This window comes from Halanaerobium sp. ST460_2HS_T2 (genome assembly GCF_003337665.1).
Classification (GTDB): Bacteria; Bacillota; Halanaerobiia; order Halanaerobiales; family Halanaerobiaceae; genus Halanaerobium; species Halanaerobium kushneri.
Genome location: NZ_QPJF01000015.1, coordinates 28,923 through 49,226 on the forward strand (window position 1 = coordinate 28,923; position 20,304 = coordinate 49,226).

Here is a 20,304-nt window from a genome sequence, read left to right on the forward strand (position 1 = left end):
TAGATAAATTAAATAAATAGTTTAGTTAAGACTCCCTCTGGCCTGAGCAGCTAGAAGGGGGTCTTTTATTTTGATAATTAATTTCAACAGGATAAAGGATTTCATTTATCAATCAAGAATATATTAAAAAGAGTAAGCTAAGAAAGGCTGGAAATAAAATGATATATTTAAATAATGCTGCAACCAGCTGTCCAAAACCTGATATTGTATATGATAAGGTAAATGATTTTTTTAGGAGTTCTGCTTTTAATACTTCTCGTTCTGGCAGTGGAAGCAGTAACTCTACCAGTAGAGAGATTTTTATGGTTAGAGAGAAAATTGCAGATTTTTTTACTCTCCAGGATTCCAGTAAAATTGTATTTAATTCTGGTGCCACAGAAGCTTTAAATACGGTAATTAAAGGGGTTTTAAAAAAAGGAGATCAGGTAATTACATCCTGTCTTGAACATAATTCAGTTTTGCGACCCTTAAGAAGACTTAAAGCAGAAAAAGAGATAGATATAAATTTTATTGGTTTTGATTCAAATGGAGAGATTGATTATCAGGAACTTGAAAATTGTATTCAGGACAAAACAAAGCTAATTGTACTTTCGCATGCATCCAATGTTCTTGGTACAGTTAATAATCTTGTCAAGATTTCTGAGATTGCAAGTAGGGCAGGTGTTTTGCTTTTAATTGACGCAGCTCAAACAGCTGGAGTAATAGATATTAATTTGAATAATTTGGCAGTAGATTTTATGGCCTTCGCCGGTCATAAATCGCTTTTTGGTCCTCCTGGAATTGGTGCACTCTATGTTAAAAATCACAGTTACCTTTTACCACTTAAGGAAGGGGGAACCGGTAGTAATTCTTTAAGTACAGATCAGCCTGAAATAATGCCAGATTATCTTGAAGCTGGAACCCCTAACTCTATTGGAATAGCAGGTTTGGGAGCAGGGATTGATTTTATTAAAGAGGAAGGTATAAGCAAAATTCATCAGCAGGAACTAAAATTACTGCACCGTTTAATTGAGGGTCTAAATACTATTCCCCTAATAAAAAGCTATGGTAGAGATGATATTACTAATCGAACTGCAGTTATTTCTTTTAATATAGGTGATAGAAGTTCTAATCAAATTGCTTTTGAACTGGAGAATAAATATAAGATAGAAGTGCGAGCCGGACTGCATTGCGCCCCCATACTACATAAGAACTTGGGAACTTTAGGGCAGGGTATGATTAGGGTTAGTCCCGGTTATTTTAATACTGAAGCTGAGATAGACAGATTTTTAAATATTATTGAATCATTGATTTGAATTCATAAAACTAAAAGAATTATTTAATTAAATCTAAAAAAATAAGTTGAAGCTTAGATTTTAGACGAGACGATAAATTTTTAAGGAGGCATAAATTTATGCTGGAGATAGATGCCAGAGGACTTGCCTGTCCTAAGCCTGTAGTTAAGGCCAAAAAGGCACTTGATAACAATGAAAAATTTATAGTAATAGTGGATAATAGAACTGCAGTTGAAAATCTAAGTAAATTGGGACAGAAAATGAAAGCCGAAATTTCTGTAGTAGAAGAATCGGAAACTGAGTTTAAAGTTATGTTTAAACAATCAGAATTCTCATCTGCAGATACATTAGTAGCAGGTGATCAGACTTCAGTTTCTGAAGCTGGTTCTGAGGCTAAAATTTATTTTATAAGTTCTGATACAATGGGTGAAGGTAACGAAGAGCTGGGGCGAATTTTGATAAAAGGTTTTATATCAACAATTAAAGACTTAAATCCTCTGCCCGAAAAAATAATTTTTATTAATTCTGGAGTTAAACTTGCTATTTTGGAAAAAGATATAGTAGCAGCTTTAAAAGAACTTGAAGCCAGAGGTGTAACAATTCTTCTCTGTGGTACCTGTGTTGATTTTTATGATTTAAAAACTCAAATGCAGGTTGGAGAGATTAGCAATATGTACGAGATTGCAGATAGTTTAAATAGTAGTGCAGTTTTAAAAATATAAAAGCATATACTATTTAATTTTTTGAGGAGGTGGTGATAGTTATGTCAAATATAAAGTTGACTGATTACAGTAAAACATCTGGTTGAGCGGCTAAGATGGGCCCTCGGGCTCTGGCGCAGGTTCTGCGTCGCGTTAAATTTCCCGCTGATCCAGAAAAGTTACTTATTGGTCTGGATAAAGCTGATGATGCAGCAGTTTATCAGCTTACAGAAGAACTTGCTCTGATTCAGACACTTGATTTCTTTACTCCTGTGGTAAATGATCCTTATCTTTTTGGCCAGGTAGCAGCAGCAAACGCCTTAAGTGATGTATATGCTATGGGGGGAAAGCCTATTCTTGCTATGAATATTGTTGGTTTTCCCAGCTGTCTGGAAGGAGAAATACTTTCTCAAATTCTTCAGGGTGGAGCTGATAAAGTTAAAGAAGCAGGGGCAAGTCTTTGTGGAGGACATACAGTTGAGGATGATGAACCTAAATATGGTCTTTCTGTAACTGGGATCATAGAACCCAATAAATTAGTCAGTAATTCCAGTATTCAGCCAGGAGATTCTCTGATTTTAACCAAACCTCTGGGGACAGGAGTAATGGTCTCTGCGATTAAAGCAGGTCTTGCCAGCAGTAATATAGATAATCCTGCTGTTGCTTCTATGCTGGAGCTGAACAATAAAGCAGTTAAATATTTTGATCAGTACCAGATAAATGCCTGTACTGACATAACTGGTTTTGGGCTTATAGGTCATTTATTAGAAATGTCAGAAAATAGCTCTCTGGAGCTTTCAATTGAGGCAGCAGAGATACCAATATTTTCAGAATGTCGCGAATATGTAGAATCGGGTTTGTTACCTGCCGGTGCCTATAAAAACAGGGATAATTATGAGGATTTTGTAACCCATCTTGGGGAAAGAGATCAGATATTATATGAGTTGATGTATGACCCTCAGACTTCAGGTGGTTTATTAATTTCTGTTGCTGAAAAAGATGCGGCGGATTTTCTGATTGATCTTTATGCAGAAGATATTGAAGCAGCTTTAATTGGTAAAGCTACTGAGAAAGATAATGGCTCTAATAAAGGAGTTAAAATCATATGGGAGTAAAAAATGAAAAACTAATACTTTTTCAATCTACTCATCACTCAATTAAAGCCGAAAAAGTACTGATGGATAATGATATAATTTATAGAATGGCTGCTGTTCCACCAGAAATATCTGCTGATTGTGGTTCAGCTATTGCTTTTAGCCTTGATCTGGAATCAATTTTAGAAATGTTTCAGAGAAATAATGTTTTGGTTAAAGCAATTTATGAGATAAATAAAACTAAAGCTCATAAAGAGTATAAAAAAATATATGAGGATCAATAAACAAAAATGCTTCCCGAATCTAAATAGCGGGAAGCATTTAACTAAACAGCTCAATATAATTATTTAAAAATTTGTAATATTTATTTTAATCAAACATTTAAAAATGGGAGGGTGTTTAAATGTATGATGTCAGTATTATAGGGGCAGGTGTAATCGGTTCAGCTATTGCCAGAGAATTATCAAAATACAAGCTTTCAGTCGCATTAATAGAAAAAGAATCTGATGTTTCAACTGGAGCTTCAAAGGCAAATACAGGGATTGTTCATGGTGGTTATGTAGCTAAGGCAGGAACTTTAAAGGGAGAGCTATGTATTCAGGGGAATTCTATGTATGAAAAATTGAATGAAGAACTTAATTTTGGTTATCAAAAAACAGGTGGACTTGTACTTGCTTTTAATGATGAAGATGAGAAAACTTTAGAAAAATTATATAAAAATGCCTTAAAAGTGGGTCAGCCTGAAGCGGATATAGAAATAATTTACGGTGATCAAATTAAAGAGATTGAGCCCTATGTTAGTGATCAGGTACAGGCTGCTTTTTACTGTAGGAGTATAGGTATTACTTCACCTTATCAATTTACAATTGCCCTGGCAGAAAATGCTGTTGATAATGGGGTGGATTTGAAACTGGAATCAGAAGTAATTAATATTGAAAAGAAAAATGAATATTTTGAAATAGAAACTGTTAAAGAAAAAGTAAAAAGTCGCTATATTATTAATGCTGCCGGAATTTATGCAGATCAGATTGCTGCTATGCTGGATACTGATGACTTTAAAATCTACCCGATGCGAGGAGAATATGTTGTTTTTAGTAAAAGTCAGGGTCACCTTGTTAATACAGTAATTTTTCAGGCTCCCAATCCAAAAACTAAGGGGGTTGTAACAACTACAACTACTCATGGTAATTTTATGATTGGTCCTAACGCCGAAGAGATAGATAAAAAGAATGATGTAAGTACAAGTTTTAAAGAAATTAAATATATTATTGATCAGGCAAGAAAATCAATTCCAAATTTTGATACAAATCGAATGTTGAGGACTTTTGCCGGGCTAAGACCCAAAAGTACTCGAGAAGATTTTATAATAGAAGAAAGTAAGATTAAGGGTTTTATTCAGGCAGCTGGAATTGACTCACCCGGACTTACTTCTTCACCTGCTATTGCCAAACGAATTGTAAAGCTGCTTGCAGAATCTGGTCTTGAGTTGAGTCCTAAAAAAGATTTTAATTCTCAGAGACCGGCTATTGAAATAAAAAAAGATGAAGATTTTGCTGGTGAAATAGATCATGAAAATCCAGCTAAAAACATTATCTGTCGCTGCGAAAAGGTTACTGAGGCAGAAATTTTAGATGCATTGAATAGATCAATTCCGATCAAAACCACTGATGCAATTAAGAGACGAACCTGGGCTAAAACCGGAGAGTGCCAGGCTAATTTCTGTGAAAGCAGAATTAAAAAAATAATAAGCAGAGAATTATCCATTCCAGTCTCAGAGGTTGAAAATAGGGATGAAGACTATGTACCCGAGCGGCTTGATGTTTATGAGCTGAAAAAGAAACTGAATAAGAATTAAAATAATTTATCTGGGATGGATTTAAAAATAATTTTGACAGATAATATTTATAATGTTATAATATGAATGAACACTCATTCAAGGAGTTGATCAGGGTGGCACAGGAAACGAAAGCTAGAATTAGAAAAGCAGCTATAGAAGTAATAGCAGAGGAAGGCTTTTTTAATACAAGGATGCAGGATATTGCTGATAGAGCCCAATTAGCGGTTGGCACTATCTATAATTATTTTTCAAGTAAGGATGAAGTTTTATCATATATATTTAAATATGAGATTCAGAGAAGGATGAAAAGTATATCTGAGTTAAAGGAGCAAAAATTATCAACCAGGAGATTTTTAAAGAAATTTTTGGACAGGCATTTTTTAACTTTAAGAGAAAACCCAAATTTAGGTAGGGTTCTTGTTCGAGAAAAAGAATTTTCTAGAGCTAAAGATAATAATGAAATTAAGGAAAATATGAATTCTTTAATTAAGATGCTGGAAGACATATTTGTAGAAGGAATTAACAAAGCTGAGATAAAGGACATTAATGCCCATCTGATGGCTGTTTATTTTTTTGGTTCAATGCAGGGAATAATCGAATTTGCTCTTACTGAACCAGAGATAGAAATGCTTGTGGATGGACCTGATTTTATTATTAAAAGAATTGAACACATATTTAAATAATTTTAGAAGTTATCTTATTTTAAAGGGAGGAGTCAGATGCCTGTTGAAGTTTATATTGCAGTACTCTTTATCCTGGCAGTAGCTCTTTATTTTAGAAAAAATAAATAAGAAGTTTTTAGTTATGTGAGCTTAATCACTGTAAACTTGAGCTATATTTTTTATAATTGACTTAATGAATGAACAATCATTCATTAAGGTTGTTTTTTAAATAAGTAAAATTTAAATTATCAAATGGAGGAGTTGATCTTGATGGAAATAATTAAGTTAAGTGAACTAGAGGGAAAGAAGAACAAAAGAGGAGTAATTGCTAAGGAAGTATTAAAACATGAGAATGCTCAGGTAATGAATCTTGTTTTATCTAAAGGAGATATTGTACCTGCTCATCAGGTGCCGGTAGATGTGTTTTTCTATGTTAAAGAGGGCAAGGGTACTTTGAGAATTGGTGATCAGTCCAATGTTGTAGAAGCTGGAACAGTAATTACCTGTTCTCCAAATACAGAAATGGAATTAAGAGCAGATCAGGGAGAAAAGTTTGAAGTTTTAAATGTAAAAACTCCGTCACTTTAAAACTAATATCGGCTGTGAAAGCAGCTGATACTTTTATAACACTATATGAATGAGCATTCATTCATATAGTGTTATAAATAATAATACGACAGAAATTGAAAAGAAAAGAGGGATTAAAATGATTAATCGAATAACAGATTTAGTGCTGAAGTTCCCAAAAACAGTCTTGATTATAATATTGATAATTACAGCTTTTTTTACTTTTCAAATTTATGAGAATGCACGTCTGGAAACAAATCTCGATAAATATAAGCCAGCAGACCATCCCAAATTTGTTGCGAGTGAAGAATATGAAGATTTATTTGGGATTAGTGACTCAATAATAGTAGCAGTTGCAAATAATAGTTCAGAATATGGAATTTATAATCCTGAAACTTTAAAAAAGATTGATAAAATATCTCGAGCTTTAGAAAAATTACCTGAAGTAGCTAGAGGTGATGTAAAAAGTCTGGCTACAGTTGATAATATTAAGAGTAGTGATTTTGGTCTGGAAGTGGATCCATTATATCAAAAACTGCCAGAAAATGAAGCTGAAATTTTACAGTTAAAAAAAGAAGTAGAAACAAACAAAATGATAAATGGCAGAATTGTTTCCAAAACAGGCAATTCAGCTTTAATAATGGCAGAATTAAAAGATGAAGAAATAGACAGGCTTAAGCTTTATCAAAAAGTTAAAGAAATTGTTGAGCCTTATCGCGGTGGCAGCGAAAATATTTATATTGCTGGTCAGCCTGTTGTGGAGGGAACTTTAGCTCATTTGATGCCCCAGGACATGAAAAAAATGATTCCTATTGTTATCTTTGTAATCATTTTAGTTCTCTTTTTGACTCTGCATAGTTTTAAAAGCACCTTGCTGACAGTATTGGTGGTTCTTTTCAGTACAATCTGGGCTTTTGGCTTGATGTCTTACTTTGAAATCCCAGTTTATGCTGTTTCAACAATGATTCCAGTGATGCTGATTGCGCTTGGAGTTGCTGATGGAATTCATCTGCTCAGTCATTTAAATCAGGAAATTAAAGCTCAACCTGATCGTGATAAACTTGATTTAATTAAAGAGATGCAGCAGAAACTCTGGAAACCTGTGGTTATGACATCAGTTACAACTGCAGCTGGCTTTTTATCATTATTAACTTCAGATGTACTGCCAATTAGATATTTCGGCTTATTTACAGCAGCAGGAGTTATGAGTGCTATGTTTTTTTCTTTAATTATGATTCCAGCTGGTTTAAAAGTGATTGGCCTGCCAGTATTAAAGTTAAAAAATGATAAAAATAAAAAAGCTGATCAAAAATTTTTCCATGGATTATCGAAATTTGTAAGAGAAAAGAGAAAAGTAATTGTAGTATTAACAATAATAATTACAGTAATGGCAGTCTATGGTGCTTCTAAAATCTGGATTGACTCCAGTATGTTAAATAAGTTTAGCGAAGATGAAGAAATAGTTAAAGCTGATCACTTTATTAACAATAATTTTGGTGGTACAACACAGCTAAATTTAATTTTTAAAGCTGAAGAAAATGGAGTTTTTAAAGATCCAAAATATCTAAAAGATATTTGGAAGTTACAAAATCAACTGGAAAAAAGAGAGCTTATTGGTACAACTTACAGCTTAAATGATTACCTGCGGCGAATAAATAAAGTAATGAATGAAAATCAAGAAGAATTCAATCAAATACCTGATTCGCGCGAGTTAGTTGCCCAGTATTTACTATTATATTCAATGTCGGGCGATCCGGAAGATCTGGACAGATTAATTGACTATGATTACCGACAACTGCATGTTCAGATTAGTTTGAAAACAGATAGAAGTCAGGAAATAAAAAGTATTATAGCTGAAATTGAAGATTTTGCTGCTCACACATCTTTAGATAAATTTGAAGTTGATTTTGCAGGTTCAGCCTATACAAATATGATATTTACTGGCTTGATCCTGGACGGTCAAATTTTAAGTCTGGCAATTTCTCTGATTGGAGTTTTCTTTCTGCTCAGTCTTTTATTTAAGAGTTTTACAGCTGGTCTGATAGGAGTTCTGCCGATTGCAGTTACAGCAGCTGTAAACTTTGGTTTAATGGGAGGTCTTGGAGTATCTTTAAACACTACTACGGCTCTGATTTCAAGTATTGCAGTTGGAATGGGAATTGACTATGCCATTCATCTTTTATCACGCTATCAGTACTATGGTATCCGAGGTTTTAGTAAAGTAGAAGCTGCTGATAAAGCAATTAATCTTTCCGGTAGGGCTATTACCTTTAATGCTTTAGTAGTAATTGCAGGATTTATGGTACTAACATTTTCAAAATTCCCTCCAAATAGAGAGCTCGGCTGGTTGGTTTCTAATGCATTATTTGTTAGTTTAGTTGGGACCCTGACTCTGGTAGTGGCATTAATTGACATTATAGAACCAAAATTCATTTTTAATAGAAGAAAGGATGATCAAAAATGAGGAATAAAATAATATTTACAGGTGTAATTTTACTGGTTTTAATAACAGCCTTTGGCACAGCTTTAGCCGCAGATTTAAGTGGAGAGGAAATTATGAAAAAAGTATATAACCGTGAGACTGGTGACAGCAGAACTGCAAATTTGAAAATGATTTTAGTTAATAAACAGGGATCTAAACGAATTAGAGAGATTAAACAGTTTGAAAAAGATTTTGGGGAAGTAGATAAGAAAATCATGTTTTTCATTTCGCCTGCTGATGTACGCAATACTTCTTTTATGAACTGGAGTTATGATTCTGAGCAGAGTGATGATCAGTGGATTTTTTTACCAGCATTAAATAAAGTTAAAAGAATTTCTTCAGAAAATAAAAGTGACTATTTTATGGGTTCTGATTTTACCTATGACGATCTGGGAGATAGAACTCTGGCTGAAGATGAACACAAATTAATTGGAGAAGATACTATTCATGATAAAGAAGTGTATGTAGTTGAAAATATTCCGGTGGCTGAAGATGATTTATACAGCAGGACTGTGACTTATGTTTGGAAGGATAAATGGATTGGTCTAAAAAAAGAATTTTATGATCGAGAAGGAGAACTGCTTAAAGTTTTAACAGTAAATGAGGTAAAAGAAATAAGCGGAATTTTGACAATTGTTGATTCAGAAATGCATAATTTACAAAATGAACACCGAACAATCTTAAAAAATAGTGAAGTAGAATATAATACCTCAATAGACGCCAATCTGTTTAGCGAAAGAATGATGAAACGAGGAATCCAATAAGTTTGAGGGAGGTTTGCAAAATGAAGACTTTAAGAACTGTAAAGTCCAACAATCTAATCCTAATCACAGCACTGACAGCAGTTATTCTTTTATATACAAGTTCAATTGTGGGTGCAGCGTATATTAGTCAGAAAATTACAGGTTATTCGGCCTTTGATTTAGAAAAAAGTGCAGATCTATACTCTGATTTGGAGTATGAGCTGACCTTTGAACACCGATTTAACAAGGGACAGCTATATTTTAAGCCGAAATTAAAGTTTGATTCAGCAAAGGAAGAACTGGAACTGGATTTATATGAAGGCTATCTTGATTTATTTTTTCAAGATGCTGACCTGCGGCTGGGAAGACAAATAATAACCTGGGGTAAGGCAGATGGCCTGACAGTTATTAATTTAATTAATGATCAGCATAGGGGGATTCATCCCATTGTTGATCCAGATGATAGTTTTATAGCCAGTGATGCTTTAAAATTAGATTACTATACAGCAGGAGGAACTTGGGAGGCAATTTTTTCTCTGCCTCCTGAAGCATCCAATTTGAATTCTGATCGGTCAGGTTATGGCTTTCGCTATTCAGCTCTGGGAATGGGTTTTGACTATGAAATCACAGCGGGCTCATTTCCTCAGTATAATTTAATGCTTGATTCTTATAACAGAATAACAGGAAACAGTGAGTTTGTTTATAGAGATCAAAATTTTATTGGCGGTAGTTTTTCTAATGATCTGGGCAGCTTTGTTTTAAAAGGAGAGGGTGCCTATTTTTTTGATCGAGATTATCTGCAGCAGACTGATCAGGGACCCCAGATTGTAGAAAATGATGAGCTGGAGGTTTTGCTGGGAATTGACTTTTATCCAGGAGATTATTTAATATCTCTCCAAGCTAAAGAAGGATTTTTAATCGATGAGCCTGATAATCTGAGGAGAGATAAAAGTATAGGAGAATATTCCTTAATGATCCAGAGATCATTTTGGCGTGATAACCTATCTGTTGAAAACTGGCTAATTTATAGAGAAATGCCTACATTACCAGGTATGGAAAACACTTTACTCTGGCGTCCCCGTTTAACTTATGATTTTTCTGACCGGCTGACTTTTGCTGCAGGAGTTGATCATGTTATTGAAGGAAGCAAAAGAAGTGAAATATTTTATCAGCTAGAATATATTTTTTAAAATATGATAATATAGTGTTCTGTTATAATTATTGATTTTAAAAAAGAATGGCTGCTTAATCTTGAAATCTAAAATTGTCTACAGACTTAAAAACAGATTATGAATAAAAAACCCCACTGAGTAAGTAAAGATAAAAATCTCTACTTTCTAGTGGGGTTAATGAATTATTTAAATAAAGTTAATTAAATTTAGGATAACCGGGATCAATCAACCTATTATTCTGGTCTAAGAGTTCCATTTCTCTGGCGGCATCAACCGGAAAATTCCAGTCAAAGACATCCAGATTATTTTTAAGGTGGTTTTCAGAACTTGCCTTAGGAATTGCAACAATATTTTTTTCAATTAACCATCTTAATGCGAGCTGAGCAGGGCTTTTATCATATTTTTTTCCGAGGGATTCTAAAACACTATTTTTAAATACCTCTCCCTGGGCCAGCGGACTGTAAGCAGTAAGTATAATGTCATTTTTGAAGGCAAAATCTAAAAGGTCTTTTTGATATAGTGTTGGATGAAATTCTACCTGATTAACAGTAATTAAGTTAGAGTCATATTCTAAAGCTTCTTCTAAAAGTGGAATAGTAAAGTTACTAACGCCAACATTTTCAGTCTTTCCAGATTCTTTTAATTCTTTCATTGCTTTTAAAGACTCTTCAACAGGTATTTCTGGACTGGGCCAGTGAATTAAAAGTAAGTCAAAATATTCTATATCAAGTTCATTGAGAAGACGCTCTGCAGCTTTTTTTAGATCATCATATTTTAAATCTTCACTTTTGATTTTAGAGGTTATAAATAAATCTTTGCGTTTAATATCAGATTGATTTAAAGCAGCAGCAATTGCCTGATGGTTTCCGTACATATCAGCAGTATCAATATGTCTATAACCTAAATCAAGTGCTTTCTTTACAACTTTAGTGCACTCTTTTCCTCTTAAACCAGAAGTTCCAAGCCCCAGAGCAGGAATTTCATTACCATTTTTGAGTTCAAATTTCTTCATAATTTCACCTTCCTGTTTAGATTATTTATTACTATTTAATTCCTTTTCGATTTTTTCCAGTAAGTTTTTTGCTTCTGGAAATCTATCATTGATTATAATCATCTAAAGCAGATTTGTCCTACTTTTACCAAATTTAATATAACTTAACTTTTTACATACTATCTAATAATAATCTTAGACCATTCAATAATCGATTAATATTAAATGTTTAACACTTTTTTTGCTTTATCTAAGTAAATTAACTAAATAGCTTGATTCAAATACTTTAATGCGATAAAATAAGCCAAAGATATACTTTAAATTAAAAGTTAAGTAAAAGCAGAGGTCTTAAGAATTATTTGAGGAGTTGAGTAGATGAAAAAGGTAAGTATAATTGGAGCTACCGGTTATGTAGGGATTGAGTTGATTCGCCTGCTGCATGAGCACCCAGAAGTTGAAATAAAAGATTTAGTTTCTAAAAGCAGTGCCGGCCAGCGTTTAGTTGATATTTATCCTCAGTTTAGGGGTTCAATATTAAATGATTATCAGCTAAGAGCAATGGAAGATTTTAAGCCAGAGGAAAGTGATTTGATTTTTACAGCTCTGCCTCATGGAGTTTCTCAGAAGATTGTAGGCGAGCTTTATGGAAAAGGAACAAAAATTATTGATCTCAGTGGTGATTTTCGCTATCACGATGTAGAAGTTTATGAAAAATGGTATGGAGTTAAACATAAATCACCTGAACTGGCGAGAGAGGCTGTTTATGGATTAGTTGAGCTTAACAGGGAAAAAATAAAAAGAGCAGAGCTTATTGCCAATCCAGGCTGTTATGTGACAGCATCACTTTTAGGGCTTTTACCACTTGTCAGTTTTGAGAAGGCTGATCTTAATTCGATTATTATTGATGCCAAATCTGGAGTGAGTGGAGCCGGCCGCAGTTTAAAAGAAAATCTGCTTTTTACAGAGACTCATAATACAATGAAAGCCTACAGTCCTGGAGTTCACAGACATAGTTCAGAAATAGAATATGTACTAAATCAATTTTTAACAGGAAAATACAAAAAAACTTTTGGTAGTTTAAAAGATCAGATTGATTTAGAAACTGAGAAAAGGGCAAAAATTTTGTTTACACCTCATTTAATTCCAATTAAGAGAGGGATTTTGGCTACGATTTATCTTGACTTAGAGCAGCAGAGTTCTGAATCTGAAATTATGGAACTATACCAAAAAGCCTATAATAAAGAAAGATTTGTACAAGTATTAAAAGACTCTTTACCTGAAATTAAGAATGTAGCGGGATCAAATTATGCCCAGCTAGCTTTTAGATATAATAAACGTACCAATAGAGTTATTATTATTTCAGCAATTGATAACATGCTTAAGGGGGCAGCTGGTCAAGCAGTGCAAAATATGAACTTGATTTTTAATTTACCCGAAGAGACAGGTCTTGAGGCAACAGCTTTATTCCCCTAAAATAGACAGCAGAATATATGTTTATCTATCTGTTTTTGCTAAAATTTAAGTTAGAAATAATTTTTAATTAAAACAGCAAGGAGGAGAGTACAATAGAAGAATTAATTGAAAAGGCTAATGTTTTAATTGAAGCTTTACCCTATTTTAAAGATTTTTTTGGTAAGACTTTCGTGATCAAATATGGTGGCAGTATTATGGCAGATCCGAAATTAAAAGAAAAATTGATTGAAGATATTACTCTGCTTAAATATGTGGGTATTAATCCGGTAATTGTTCACGGAGGAGGACCTGCTATTAATAAGACTCTGGATCGTTTAAACATTGAAGCTAATTTTATCGATGGTCTTCGAGTAACTGATAAGGAGACAATGGAGATTGTGGAGATGGTCCTCTCGGCTCAAATTAATAAGGAGATTGTGGCCCTGATTAATAAAATGCAGGCCAAGGCAGTCGGAGTTTCGGGTAAGGATGGTAATCTGATCAAAGCCAAGAAGAAAGAATTTAGTAACCCAAAAAAGGATTTAGGTTTTGTCGGTGAAGTTGAAAAAATTAATCCGGAGTTAATTGAAAAGTTGATTGAAGATGGTTATATCCCTGTGATCGCTCCGGTTGGTGTCAATGATGATGGTGAAGGTTTAAATATCAATGCTGATGCAGTAGCAGGAGAACTGGCAGCTGCTTTAAAGGCTGAAAAATTAATTTATTTAACTGATGTAAATGGTATTCGCTTTGAGGCGAAGGATCCGGAGAGTAGGGTCTCACAGCTTACATTTTCGGAGATTAAACAGTGGATTTCTGAGGGAAAAATTCAGGGAGGTATGCTGCCTAAGGTTGAGGGGTGTATGCGGGCTGTGGAAAGTGGAGTTATCAGGACTCACATTTTGAATGGTCTGGTAGCGCATCCACTGCTTTTAGAAATCTTTACTGACCGGGGCGTTGGGACCATGATTTTGAAGGACTAGACGGTCTGGCAGAATTTAATTTATTAATTATTTTTAAGTGATTGACTAAAATTGATTATTTCTATTAAAGAGAAGGGAGAATTGATAAGATGGAAATAGAAGAAATTATTGAGATGGATGAGAAACATTTTATGAATGTCTACAGTGGTAGATACCCGCTTTATGTTGAAAAAGCAGAGGGAATAAAATTATACAGCAAGGATGGCAAGGTTTATCGTGACTTTCTGGCAGGAATTGGGGTTAATGCTTTAGGCTACAGTAATCAGCGTTTTAAGCAGGTTTTAAAAGATCAGATTGATAAAATAATTCACTGTTCTAATCTTTATTATATTGAACCACAGGCTGAGCTGGAGAAAAGACTCTGTCAGAATTCCTGTTATGATAGGGTTTTCTTTGCTAACAGTGGTTCAGAAGCCAATGAAGGTGCTTTAAAGCTGGCCCGTAAATATTTTAAGAAAAAAGGAAGCAATAAGTTTGAGACAATTACCGCAGATAAATCTTTCCATGGAAGAACAATGTCAACTGTAACTGCTACCGGACAGGATAAATATAAAAAACCATTTACCCCACTACCGGAAGGCTTTTCTACAGTTCCCTTTAATGATCTGGCTGCTTTAAAAGCAGAAGTTACAGATCAGACAGCAGCAATTATGCTGGAACCAGTTCAGGGTGAAGGTGGAATCTATCCTGCTGTTCAGGAATATTTAGAAGGAGTACGTAAGCTCTGCGATGAAAAAGATATTCTTCTAATTTTTGATGAAGTTCAGTGTGGAATGGGACGAACTGGTGAACTTTTCGCCTATCAAAATTATGGAGTTGAGGCTGATATTATATCACTGGCTAAGGCGCTTGGAGGAGGAGTTCCAATTGGAGCTTTTATGGCTAAAGAAAAAGTCGCTTCAGCTTTTGAACCGGGTGACCATGGAACAACCTTTGGTGGAAATCCTCTTGCTACAAGAGCCGCGGCTGAGGTTATGGATATTATGCTAGAACCTGGGTTCTTAGCTTCTGTTAAAGAAAAAGGTGCCTATTTTAGAGGAGAACTGGATAAATTAGTTTCTTCAAATAATAATTTAATTGAAACTAGAGGTTTGGGTTTGATGCTGGCTTTAGAAGTTGCTGAAAGCTTATCAGCAAAAGAGATCACCAGCCAGCTATTTGAACGTGGTTTTTTAGTTAACGCAGTAAAAGAAACTACTCTGCGCTTTTTACCACCGCTGATTGTGGAGAAAGAAGATATAGATTTACTTATTAAAAATATTGAAGAAATAATTAAAGCTGAGTAGTTATTTCTTTACTTTAAATTATTTTCAACATCTGCTATAATAAGATTAAAATAAAGTTAAATAAAAATGATTGAGCTCCAGAAGCTATTCGGCTTGATGGAGCTCTATTAATGTTAAATATTATCTCTGATTAAGAAAGGTAGGGAATTAAATGGAGAAACGACTTAAAGGTTTAAAAGAAAGTATTGCTAAAAGAAGAAAAAATGATTCGGTTCGCTCTTATAGTATAGGTCGAAATGAACTATGTCCTTGCGGCAGTGGTAAGAAATTCAAAAAATGCTGTGCCCGCAATAATCCGGGAAAGAACGTAGAGGAATATTTTGAGGCAATTAAAGATGCAGAAAATGAAGAAGAGGTATTAAATCTGCTTAAAGATGCTGTAAAAAATTATCCTCTTGAATACAGGTTTTTGCTGCCTCTGATAGTTTATAGTTTACAAAGTAATAATTATCAGGAAGCTGGAAAATATTTAAGACATGCCTGGCAGTTAATGGGAACTGATTTAGATGAGGCTTTTATTTCCCCACTGGTGAACATTATGCTGGATCAGGAAGAGATTGATGAAGCAGAAACTCTGGTGCGCCAGGCCTTAGAGGATAAAGGAGAAAGCATTCCACTATTAATTGCTCTGGCTGAAGTTTATAAAAAAGGTCAAAATTTTCAGCGGGTCAATGATATTATCGAGAGAGCAATGCAGATTGATTCCGAGAATTTGCAGTTAATTGTTTTCCGACTGGAAACCCTGATGGATTTGGACGATGTAGTAAGTGCCTTAAGCCTTTTTGAAAAATATTATGATCAGCTTAAAGAATATAAACATATGCGGGTAATCTCATTTTTAGATGATTTTATTAAAGAAAGATTTAATCTTAAAGAAAATAATACTTTAAAAAAGAAAGTGGCTCTATCTCAGGCAGCTGAGATTTTTAATGTTTTTCAGCAGCTGGATAACCTCAAAATGAGTAAAGCAGAAAGTGAAGGTAGGCAATTACTATCTGAAATTAGAGATCTGCCGCCTAAAAATTCCCAGATTGCTTTGGATATTCTGGCCCGCTATCTGGCTACAGAATTATATTCGGAATTTGCTAATTTTGCTGAAGAACTGGAAACTGAACATATGAAAAATCCTGATTATTTGAGACTCTTATTCCTGGCTGATTATCAGCAGGGAAATTTACAGGCAGCCGAAGAAAAAATCAAGACAGCCTTTACTATTGAAAAGAGCAGAAAGGATGGACATTTTCATAATTGGCAGGTAGCTTCTGATTATCTGAGATTTTTAGTGGATCACGGTGATGAGGAGCTGGCTAATTTTGTTAATGACTTTGCTAGTCTATTAGATAATGATGATAATCTACTGGCAAGTTTAATGATGCTGATTGAAAATGAAGAGGCGAGAAATTATCAAAAAAGTTTGCTCGACAGTCTGCTTAACCTGGTTGATGCTGGCGGAGTTGAACAGATTAAGAAAAAAGATATTTATAATAACCGTTTGTTTATCAGTCTGGCTGCTCTGGATGGGGATGAGACAATCTACGATCAGGGTCGAGAAATAACAACGGAAGAATTAAAGGCTGTAATTGAAGAAGTTGAGACTGCCAATATTGATACTCCAGCTTTGAGTTATGCCAGATTAAGACTTTTAAAATATCAGTCGGATCTGCAGGAGGATCAAAAATCAGAACTGGTGGCCCGGGTTAAAGAGTCTGATGTAGAAAGCTATTTTGACACTGTTGCTTATTATGAAACTATTTTAAGATTTGCCGATCCTGCTCCAATTCTGACAGAAATTCCTCATGGTAAATTTTTAGATGATGAATATCTCGATTTTTACCGCTTGATTGCGGCTTTAAAACTAAATTATTATGAAATGGGAACAGAACTCTTTCACCGTCAGCTTTTAAGAGAGAGTAAAAGAAATAAAGTAATGAGCTATCTGGTTAGATTGCTTCGTTACTTTAAGGAGGATAAGTTGATTGAGCACTTTAAAGCAATGGAAGTTGATGAGGTTATTATTAATTATTTGAAAAAATTAACTGAAAAGAGAAGTTAAAAAGACTAAAATAGAGACTTTAAGAAAAAATTCTTAAAAACACTTGTTATTCAGGCTGATAATTATTATAATATAGCTATAACAGCCGGGGCGGAATCTTAAGATTAAGAGCTGCACCCATTTAGAAGCTGTTAAATACAATAAGTTTAGTCCACCTGGATCAATGGACTGGGATGGGAGGAAAAGAAAATAAAACTCAAAACAAGACAGATCGTGATTGCTGGTATGCTGGGAGCTATTTCTATTATATTAGGTGCTACTGGATTGGGCTTAATTCCCTGGCCGAGCGCAGCCGGACATGCAACGATAATGCACCTGCCGGCTATTTTGGGAGGGATTATTGAAGGCCCGATTGTAGGGCTTCTAATTGGTTTGATTTTTGGTATTTTTAGTTTTATTAGGGCGACAAATCCGATTTTTGCTGACCCGATTATTGCTATATTACCGCGTTTGTTTATTGGAGTGGCTGCTTATTATGCCTATCAATCAACAAAAAAATTAAACCAGAGTACTTCTTTAATACTGGCTGGAGCAGTTGGTACTATTGTCAATACAGCCGGTGTTTTAACTCTGGCTGTAATCAGAGGTTATTTACCTTTAAGTGCTGCTCTGGCTGTTGCTGCTACAAATGGAATACCTGAAATAATTGTTGCTGCAGTATTTTCGTTGATTATCGGCAAAGCTTTGATTAACTTTCAAAAGAATAATTAGAATAAAAGACTGAAGCAGCTGCTTCAGTCTTTTTTGACTTAATTGTTCCAGATAAGGTATAATATAATATATAGATTAGGAGTGTTTAACTCCATTTGAGGCTTGAGAGGAGGAGTTAAAATGAAAGATAAGCAGAGAATTAAAGAAGTGCTGGAAAATACTGAGATATTGCTTGAGCCAGACGATTTAATTTCTACCGAACATGATACAACTCTCCACTATTATGTAATCAGCAGGCCATATTATCTTGATGAATTTCCGGAGGAAGGACCAGAAACAAAGGTTCGTGAAGGGAAAATAACCTGGGAAAAGCCAAAACTTTTAACTCCGGATTATATGATAAATATGAGTGGGTTTAGTGGTGAAGCAAAAAAAGCAATGCAAATGATTGCCCGCGAAAATCCAGATCTTGCCGGTTTGCTTTATAAGATGAACTATAAAAAGCAGTCAATTAGTACCTTTACTATTGGCAGAGAAATTGAGGCCGCTGAAGCTGAAATACGGGAAGAAATAGATGAGAATGATAATAATTTAACAGTAATTATTAAAGGTGTAGATGAACTCTGGGATGTTTCGCTGATGAAATTTATTCAGACTCTAATGTTAAAAAGTGCCTATAAATCTCAACTTCCAGATTATGAAGAAAAGGGATTTTTAAGCACAGATGATAATGGTTACTCTGTAGTTACCAGAAATCTCGAAGGACTGCCAATCGCAGCCAGTGAAGAGATCGAAAAAATGTTTGAGATGGTTAAAAATGGGGATGAAGATCCTGGCCGATTGAAGCAGGAGCTTGATCGCTGGGGAGTTTTTAATGCATATCAGGATAGATTTTTTGATCTTTTTAGGGAGGACTGATAATAATGAAAAGTGCTTATGAGATTGCAATGGAAAGAGCCGATGAAGTTTATGGAACAGGTGATAGGGAGGTAAACTCTCTTGAAATTAGGGAAGAGCTAAAAGATATTATGGCTCCGTTTTTTAAAGAAGAGATGGATGCTGAAGGTTTATGGCATAAGTTAGAAAATAAAGAGGAAGCTTATTTAAAAGAAGCTCAGTTAATGTTAATTGAGTCTATTGGACTTCGTAATTCTTCTGAACAGATAAAAAGACGGAAAGAGGCTGTGGTTGCTGTTGAATCACTTAAGGAAAGTGCTAATACAACTTTTTTCGAAAAGCAGTTTACTCAGGCTCAAAGTTTACAGCAGCAGTATCAGACTCAGAAAAAACAGCTTGATGAGCAGGTTAAACAGCATTTAGAACAGGCACAGGGACAGGGTCAGAATCCTCTGGCTGCTGCTCAGGGTGGTAATAATCAGGGCCAGAATGGAATGAATGCTCAGATGAGACAGCAGTTAGCACAGAAAGTTTCCGAGTTTCAGGAAGGCTATAATAAAAGATTTACTAAACTAATAAAGAAAATGAAAACTGAGATAGAATAATTTGGAAGATTTCATTAAATAAAATTTAAGAAAAGCTTTAAAATTTAAATTAAATTTTAAAAATCCGGCCTTTTAGTCGGATTTTTTTACTTTTAAAGCTAAAAATAAACAGGAAAACTTTAATCAAGCTAGAATAATATATTAAGAAGATATTTAGATAACAGGAATTTGTCAATTTTTGCTATAAAATTAAAGTTTTTAAGGAAAAATTTACATGCAACTGATATCATCAGGATGGAGGCTATGTAATGATTAAAAATATAGTATTTGATTTGGGAAATGTTCTGCTTGATTTTAAACCAGATCTTTATTTAGGAGAGCTGGGTTACAGTGAAGAAATAAAGTCACAACTCATGTCAGAGATTTTCGCAAGTGAAGAATGGCTGCAGCTTGACCGGGGAACTATTACTCAAAAACAGGCAGTAGAAAAATGGCAGCAGCGAAATCCTGAAATTAAAAATTTGATCGCAGATGTTATGGAGGGCTGGGAAAGAATTCTGACTTTGAAAGAAGACACCCTTAAAATCATAAAGTCTCTGGCACAACAAAAGTACAAATTATATATATTATCTAACTTTCAGAAAAAGGCCTTTGATTATATCAGCAGCGAATATGATTTTTTTAAGTATTTTGATGGACAGGTGATTTCGGCAGATATTGGAATGATTAAACCTGAGGCTGAAATCTATGAACATCTTTTAGATAAATTTGATTTAAAAGCATCACAGACATTGTTTATTGATGATTCTAAACCAAATATCAAAGCAGCACTTAAAAAGGGAATTAGGGTCATTCATTTTACTGATGCTGAAAACTTAAAAGAAGAATTAAAATTATACCTCAGGGAGTGACAA

The 20,304-nt window shown here is 34.4% G+C and carries 19 protein-coding genes; 18 read left to right on the plus strand and 1 reads right to left on the minus strand.

Features of this window, described 5'->3' with window-relative positions; genetic code table 11:
* The first annotated feature begins 158 nt into the window (after positions 1 to 158).
* From DFR80_RS08425 to DFR80_RS08470, 10 genes are all read left to right on the plus strand, one after another.
* Positions 159 to 1,295 (plus strand): aminotransferase class V-fold PLP-dependent enzyme, encoded by a 1,137-nt coding sequence (locus DFR80_RS08425; protein ID WP_114489721.1) that lies wholly within the window; start codon positions 159 to 161, stop codon positions 1,293 to 1,295.
* 98 nt (positions 1,296 to 1,393) lie between these two features.
* Positions 1,394 to 1,996 (plus strand): sulfurtransferase-like selenium metabolism protein YedF, encoded by a 603-nt coding sequence (yedF, locus tag DFR80_RS08430; protein WP_076544270.1) that lies wholly within the window; start codon positions 1,394 to 1,396, stop codon positions 1,994 to 1,996.
* Between the two features lie 41 nt (positions 1,997 to 2,037).
* Positions 2,038 to 3,090, plus strand: coding sequence for a selenide, water dikinase SelD (selD, locus tag DFR80_RS08435; RefSeq protein WP_084566097.1), 1,053 nt, complete (start codon positions 2,038 to 2,040; stop codon positions 3,088 to 3,090).
* A complete protein-coding gene (locus DFR80_RS08440) occupies positions 3,081 to 3,353 on the plus strand; it encodes a DUF3343 domain-containing protein (protein ID WP_076544272.1) in 273 nt (90 codons plus the stop codon). Before selD ends, DFR80_RS08440 begins: the two co-directional genes overlap by 10 nt.
* Before the next feature lie 119 nt (positions 3,354 to 3,472).
* Positions 3,473 to 4,924: an NAD(P)/FAD-dependent oxidoreductase gene (locus tag DFR80_RS08445; protein WP_114489722.1), complete on the plus strand. Its 1,452-nt coding sequence runs from the start codon at positions 3,473 to 3,475 to the stop codon at positions 4,922 to 4,924.
* A 95-nt stretch (positions 4,925 to 5,019) separates the two neighbouring features.
* Positions 5,020 to 5,589 (plus strand): TetR/AcrR family transcriptional regulator, encoded by a 570-nt coding sequence (locus tag DFR80_RS08450; protein ID WP_076544274.1) that lies wholly within the window; start codon positions 5,020 to 5,022, stop codon positions 5,587 to 5,589.
* A gap of 249 nt (positions 5,590 to 5,838) precedes the next feature.
* Positions 5,839 to 6,156, plus strand: coding sequence for a cupin domain-containing protein (locus tag DFR80_RS08455; RefSeq protein WP_076544275.1), 318 nt, complete (start codon positions 5,839 to 5,841; stop codon positions 6,154 to 6,156).
* A 118-nt stretch (positions 6,157 to 6,274) separates the two neighbouring features.
* Positions 6,275 to 8,599, plus strand: coding sequence for an RND family transporter (locus DFR80_RS08460; protein ID WP_158537701.1), 2,325 nt, complete (start codon positions 6,275 to 6,277; stop codon positions 8,597 to 8,599).
* A complete protein-coding gene (locus DFR80_RS08465; RefSeq protein ID WP_076544277.1) occupies positions 8,596 to 9,381 on the plus strand; it encodes an outer membrane lipoprotein-sorting protein in 786 nt (261 codons plus the stop codon). The genes DFR80_RS08460 and DFR80_RS08465 overlap by 4 nt, the downstream gene beginning before the upstream one ends.
* Positions 9,382 to 9,401: 20 nt before the next feature.
* Complete coding sequence (locus tag DFR80_RS08470; RefSeq protein ID WP_114489724.1) at positions 9,402 to 10,550, plus strand: hypothetical protein; 1,149 nt, start codon at positions 9,402 to 9,404, stop codon at positions 10,548 to 10,550.
* Positions 10,551 to 10,728: 178 nt separating this feature from the next.
* Here DFR80_RS08470 and DFR80_RS08475 read toward each other — a convergent pair whose 3' ends face one another.
* Positions 10,729 to 11,544: an aldo/keto reductase gene (locus DFR80_RS08475; protein ID WP_114489725.1), complete on the minus strand. Its 816-nt coding sequence runs from the start codon at positions 11,542 to 11,544 to the stop codon at positions 10,729 to 10,731.
* 354 nt (positions 11,545 to 11,898) lie between these two features.
* Between DFR80_RS08475 and argC the strand changes: the two genes are divergently transcribed.
* The 8 genes from argC (at position 11,899) to DFR80_RS08515 (ending at position 20,301) form a co-directional block, all read left to right on the plus strand.
* Complete coding sequence (argC, locus tag DFR80_RS08480; protein ID WP_114489726.1) at positions 11,899 to 12,996, plus strand: N-acetyl-gamma-glutamyl-phosphate reductase; 1,098 nt, start codon at positions 11,899 to 11,901, stop codon at positions 12,994 to 12,996.
* A gap of 92 nt (positions 12,997 to 13,088) precedes the next feature.
* Entirely contained in the window at positions 13,089 to 13,958 is an 870-nt protein-coding gene (argB, locus tag DFR80_RS08485; protein ID WP_114489727.1) for an acetylglutamate kinase, read from the plus strand.
* Between the two features lie 89 nt (positions 13,959 to 14,047).
* Entirely contained in the window at positions 14,048 to 15,244 is a 1,197-nt protein-coding gene (locus DFR80_RS08490) for an aspartate aminotransferase family protein (protein WP_114489728.1), read from the plus strand.
* 151 nt (positions 15,245 to 15,395) lie between these two features.
* The gene (locus DFR80_RS08495) at positions 15,396 to 17,297 is read left to right on the plus strand and encodes an SEC-C metal-binding domain-containing protein (RefSeq protein WP_114489729.1); all 1,902 of its coding nucleotides are present in this window, start codon (positions 15,396 to 15,398) and stop codon (positions 17,295 to 17,297) included.
* Between the two features lie 159 nt (positions 17,298 to 17,456).
* The gene (locus DFR80_RS08500; RefSeq protein ID WP_076544285.1) at positions 17,457 to 18,008 is read left to right on the plus strand and encodes an ECF transporter S component; all 552 of its coding nucleotides are present in this window, start codon (positions 17,457 to 17,459) and stop codon (positions 18,006 to 18,008) included.
* 120 nt (positions 18,009 to 18,128) lie between these two features.
* Entirely contained in the window at positions 18,129 to 18,866 is a 738-nt protein-coding gene (locus DFR80_RS08505) for a hypothetical protein (RefSeq protein ID WP_114489730.1), read from the plus strand.
* A 5-nt stretch (positions 18,867 to 18,871) separates the two neighbouring features.
* Complete coding sequence (locus DFR80_RS08510; protein WP_114489731.1) at positions 18,872 to 19,450, plus strand: hypothetical protein; 579 nt, start codon at positions 18,872 to 18,874, stop codon at positions 19,448 to 19,450.
* Positions 19,451 to 19,698: 248 nt separating this feature from the next.
* A complete protein-coding gene (locus DFR80_RS08515) occupies positions 19,699 to 20,301 on the plus strand; it encodes an HAD family phosphatase (protein WP_114489732.1) in 603 nt (200 codons plus the stop codon).
* The last annotated feature ends 3 nt before the right edge of the window (positions 20,302 to 20,304 follow it).

Coding starts and splice junctions, on each gene's coding strand:
- yedF (WP_076544270.1), top strand. CDS start 1,394: ATGCTGGAGATAGATGCCAGAGGACTTGCCTGTCCTAAGCCTGTAGTT.
- DFR80_RS08495 (WP_114489729.1), top strand. CDS start 15,396: ATGGAGAAACGACTTAAAGGTTTAAAAGAAAGTATTGCTAAAAGAAGA.
- DFR80_RS08505 (WP_114489730.1), top strand. CDS start 18,129: ATGAAAGATAAGCAGAGAATTAAAGAAGTGCTGGAAAATACTGAGATA.
- DFR80_RS08475 (WP_114489725.1), bottom strand. CDS start 11,544: ATGAAGAAATTTGAACTCAAAAATGGTAATGAAATTCCTGCTCTGGGG.
- DFR80_RS08510 (WP_114489731.1), top strand. CDS start 18,872: ATGAAAAGTGCTTATGAGATTGCAATGGAAAGAGCCGATGAAGTTTAT.
- DFR80_RS08470 (WP_114489724.1), top strand. CDS start 9,402: ATGAAGACTTTAAGAACTGTAAAGTCCAACAATCTAATCCTAATCACA.
- DFR80_RS08445 (WP_114489722.1), top strand. CDS start 3,473: ATGTATGATGTCAGTATTATAGGGGCAGGTGTAATCGGTTCAGCTATT.
- DFR80_RS08515 (WP_114489732.1), top strand. CDS start 19,699: ATGATTAAAAATATAGTATTTGATTTGGGAAATGTTCTGCTTGATTTT.
- DFR80_RS08460 (WP_158537701.1), top strand. CDS start 6,275: ATGATTAATCGAATAACAGATTTAGTGCTGAAGTTCCCAAAAACAGTC.
- DFR80_RS08425 (WP_114489721.1), top strand. CDS start 159: ATGATATATTTAAATAATGCTGCAACCAGCTGTCCAAAACCTGATATT.
- DFR80_RS08455 (WP_076544275.1), top strand. CDS start 5,839: ATGGAAATAATTAAGTTAAGTGAACTAGAGGGAAAGAAGAACAAAAGA.
- DFR80_RS08465 (WP_076544277.1), top strand. CDS start 8,596: ATGAGGAATAAAATAATATTTACAGGTGTAATTTTACTGGTTTTAATA.
- DFR80_RS08490 (WP_114489728.1), top strand. CDS start 14,048: ATGGAAATAGAAGAAATTATTGAGATGGATGAGAAACATTTTATGAAT.
- argC (WP_114489726.1), top strand. CDS start 11,899: ATGAAAAAGGTAAGTATAATTGGAGCTACCGGTTATGTAGGGATTGAG.
- DFR80_RS08440 (WP_076544272.1), top strand. CDS start 3,081: ATGGGAGTAAAAAATGAAAAACTAATACTTTTTCAATCTACTCATCAC.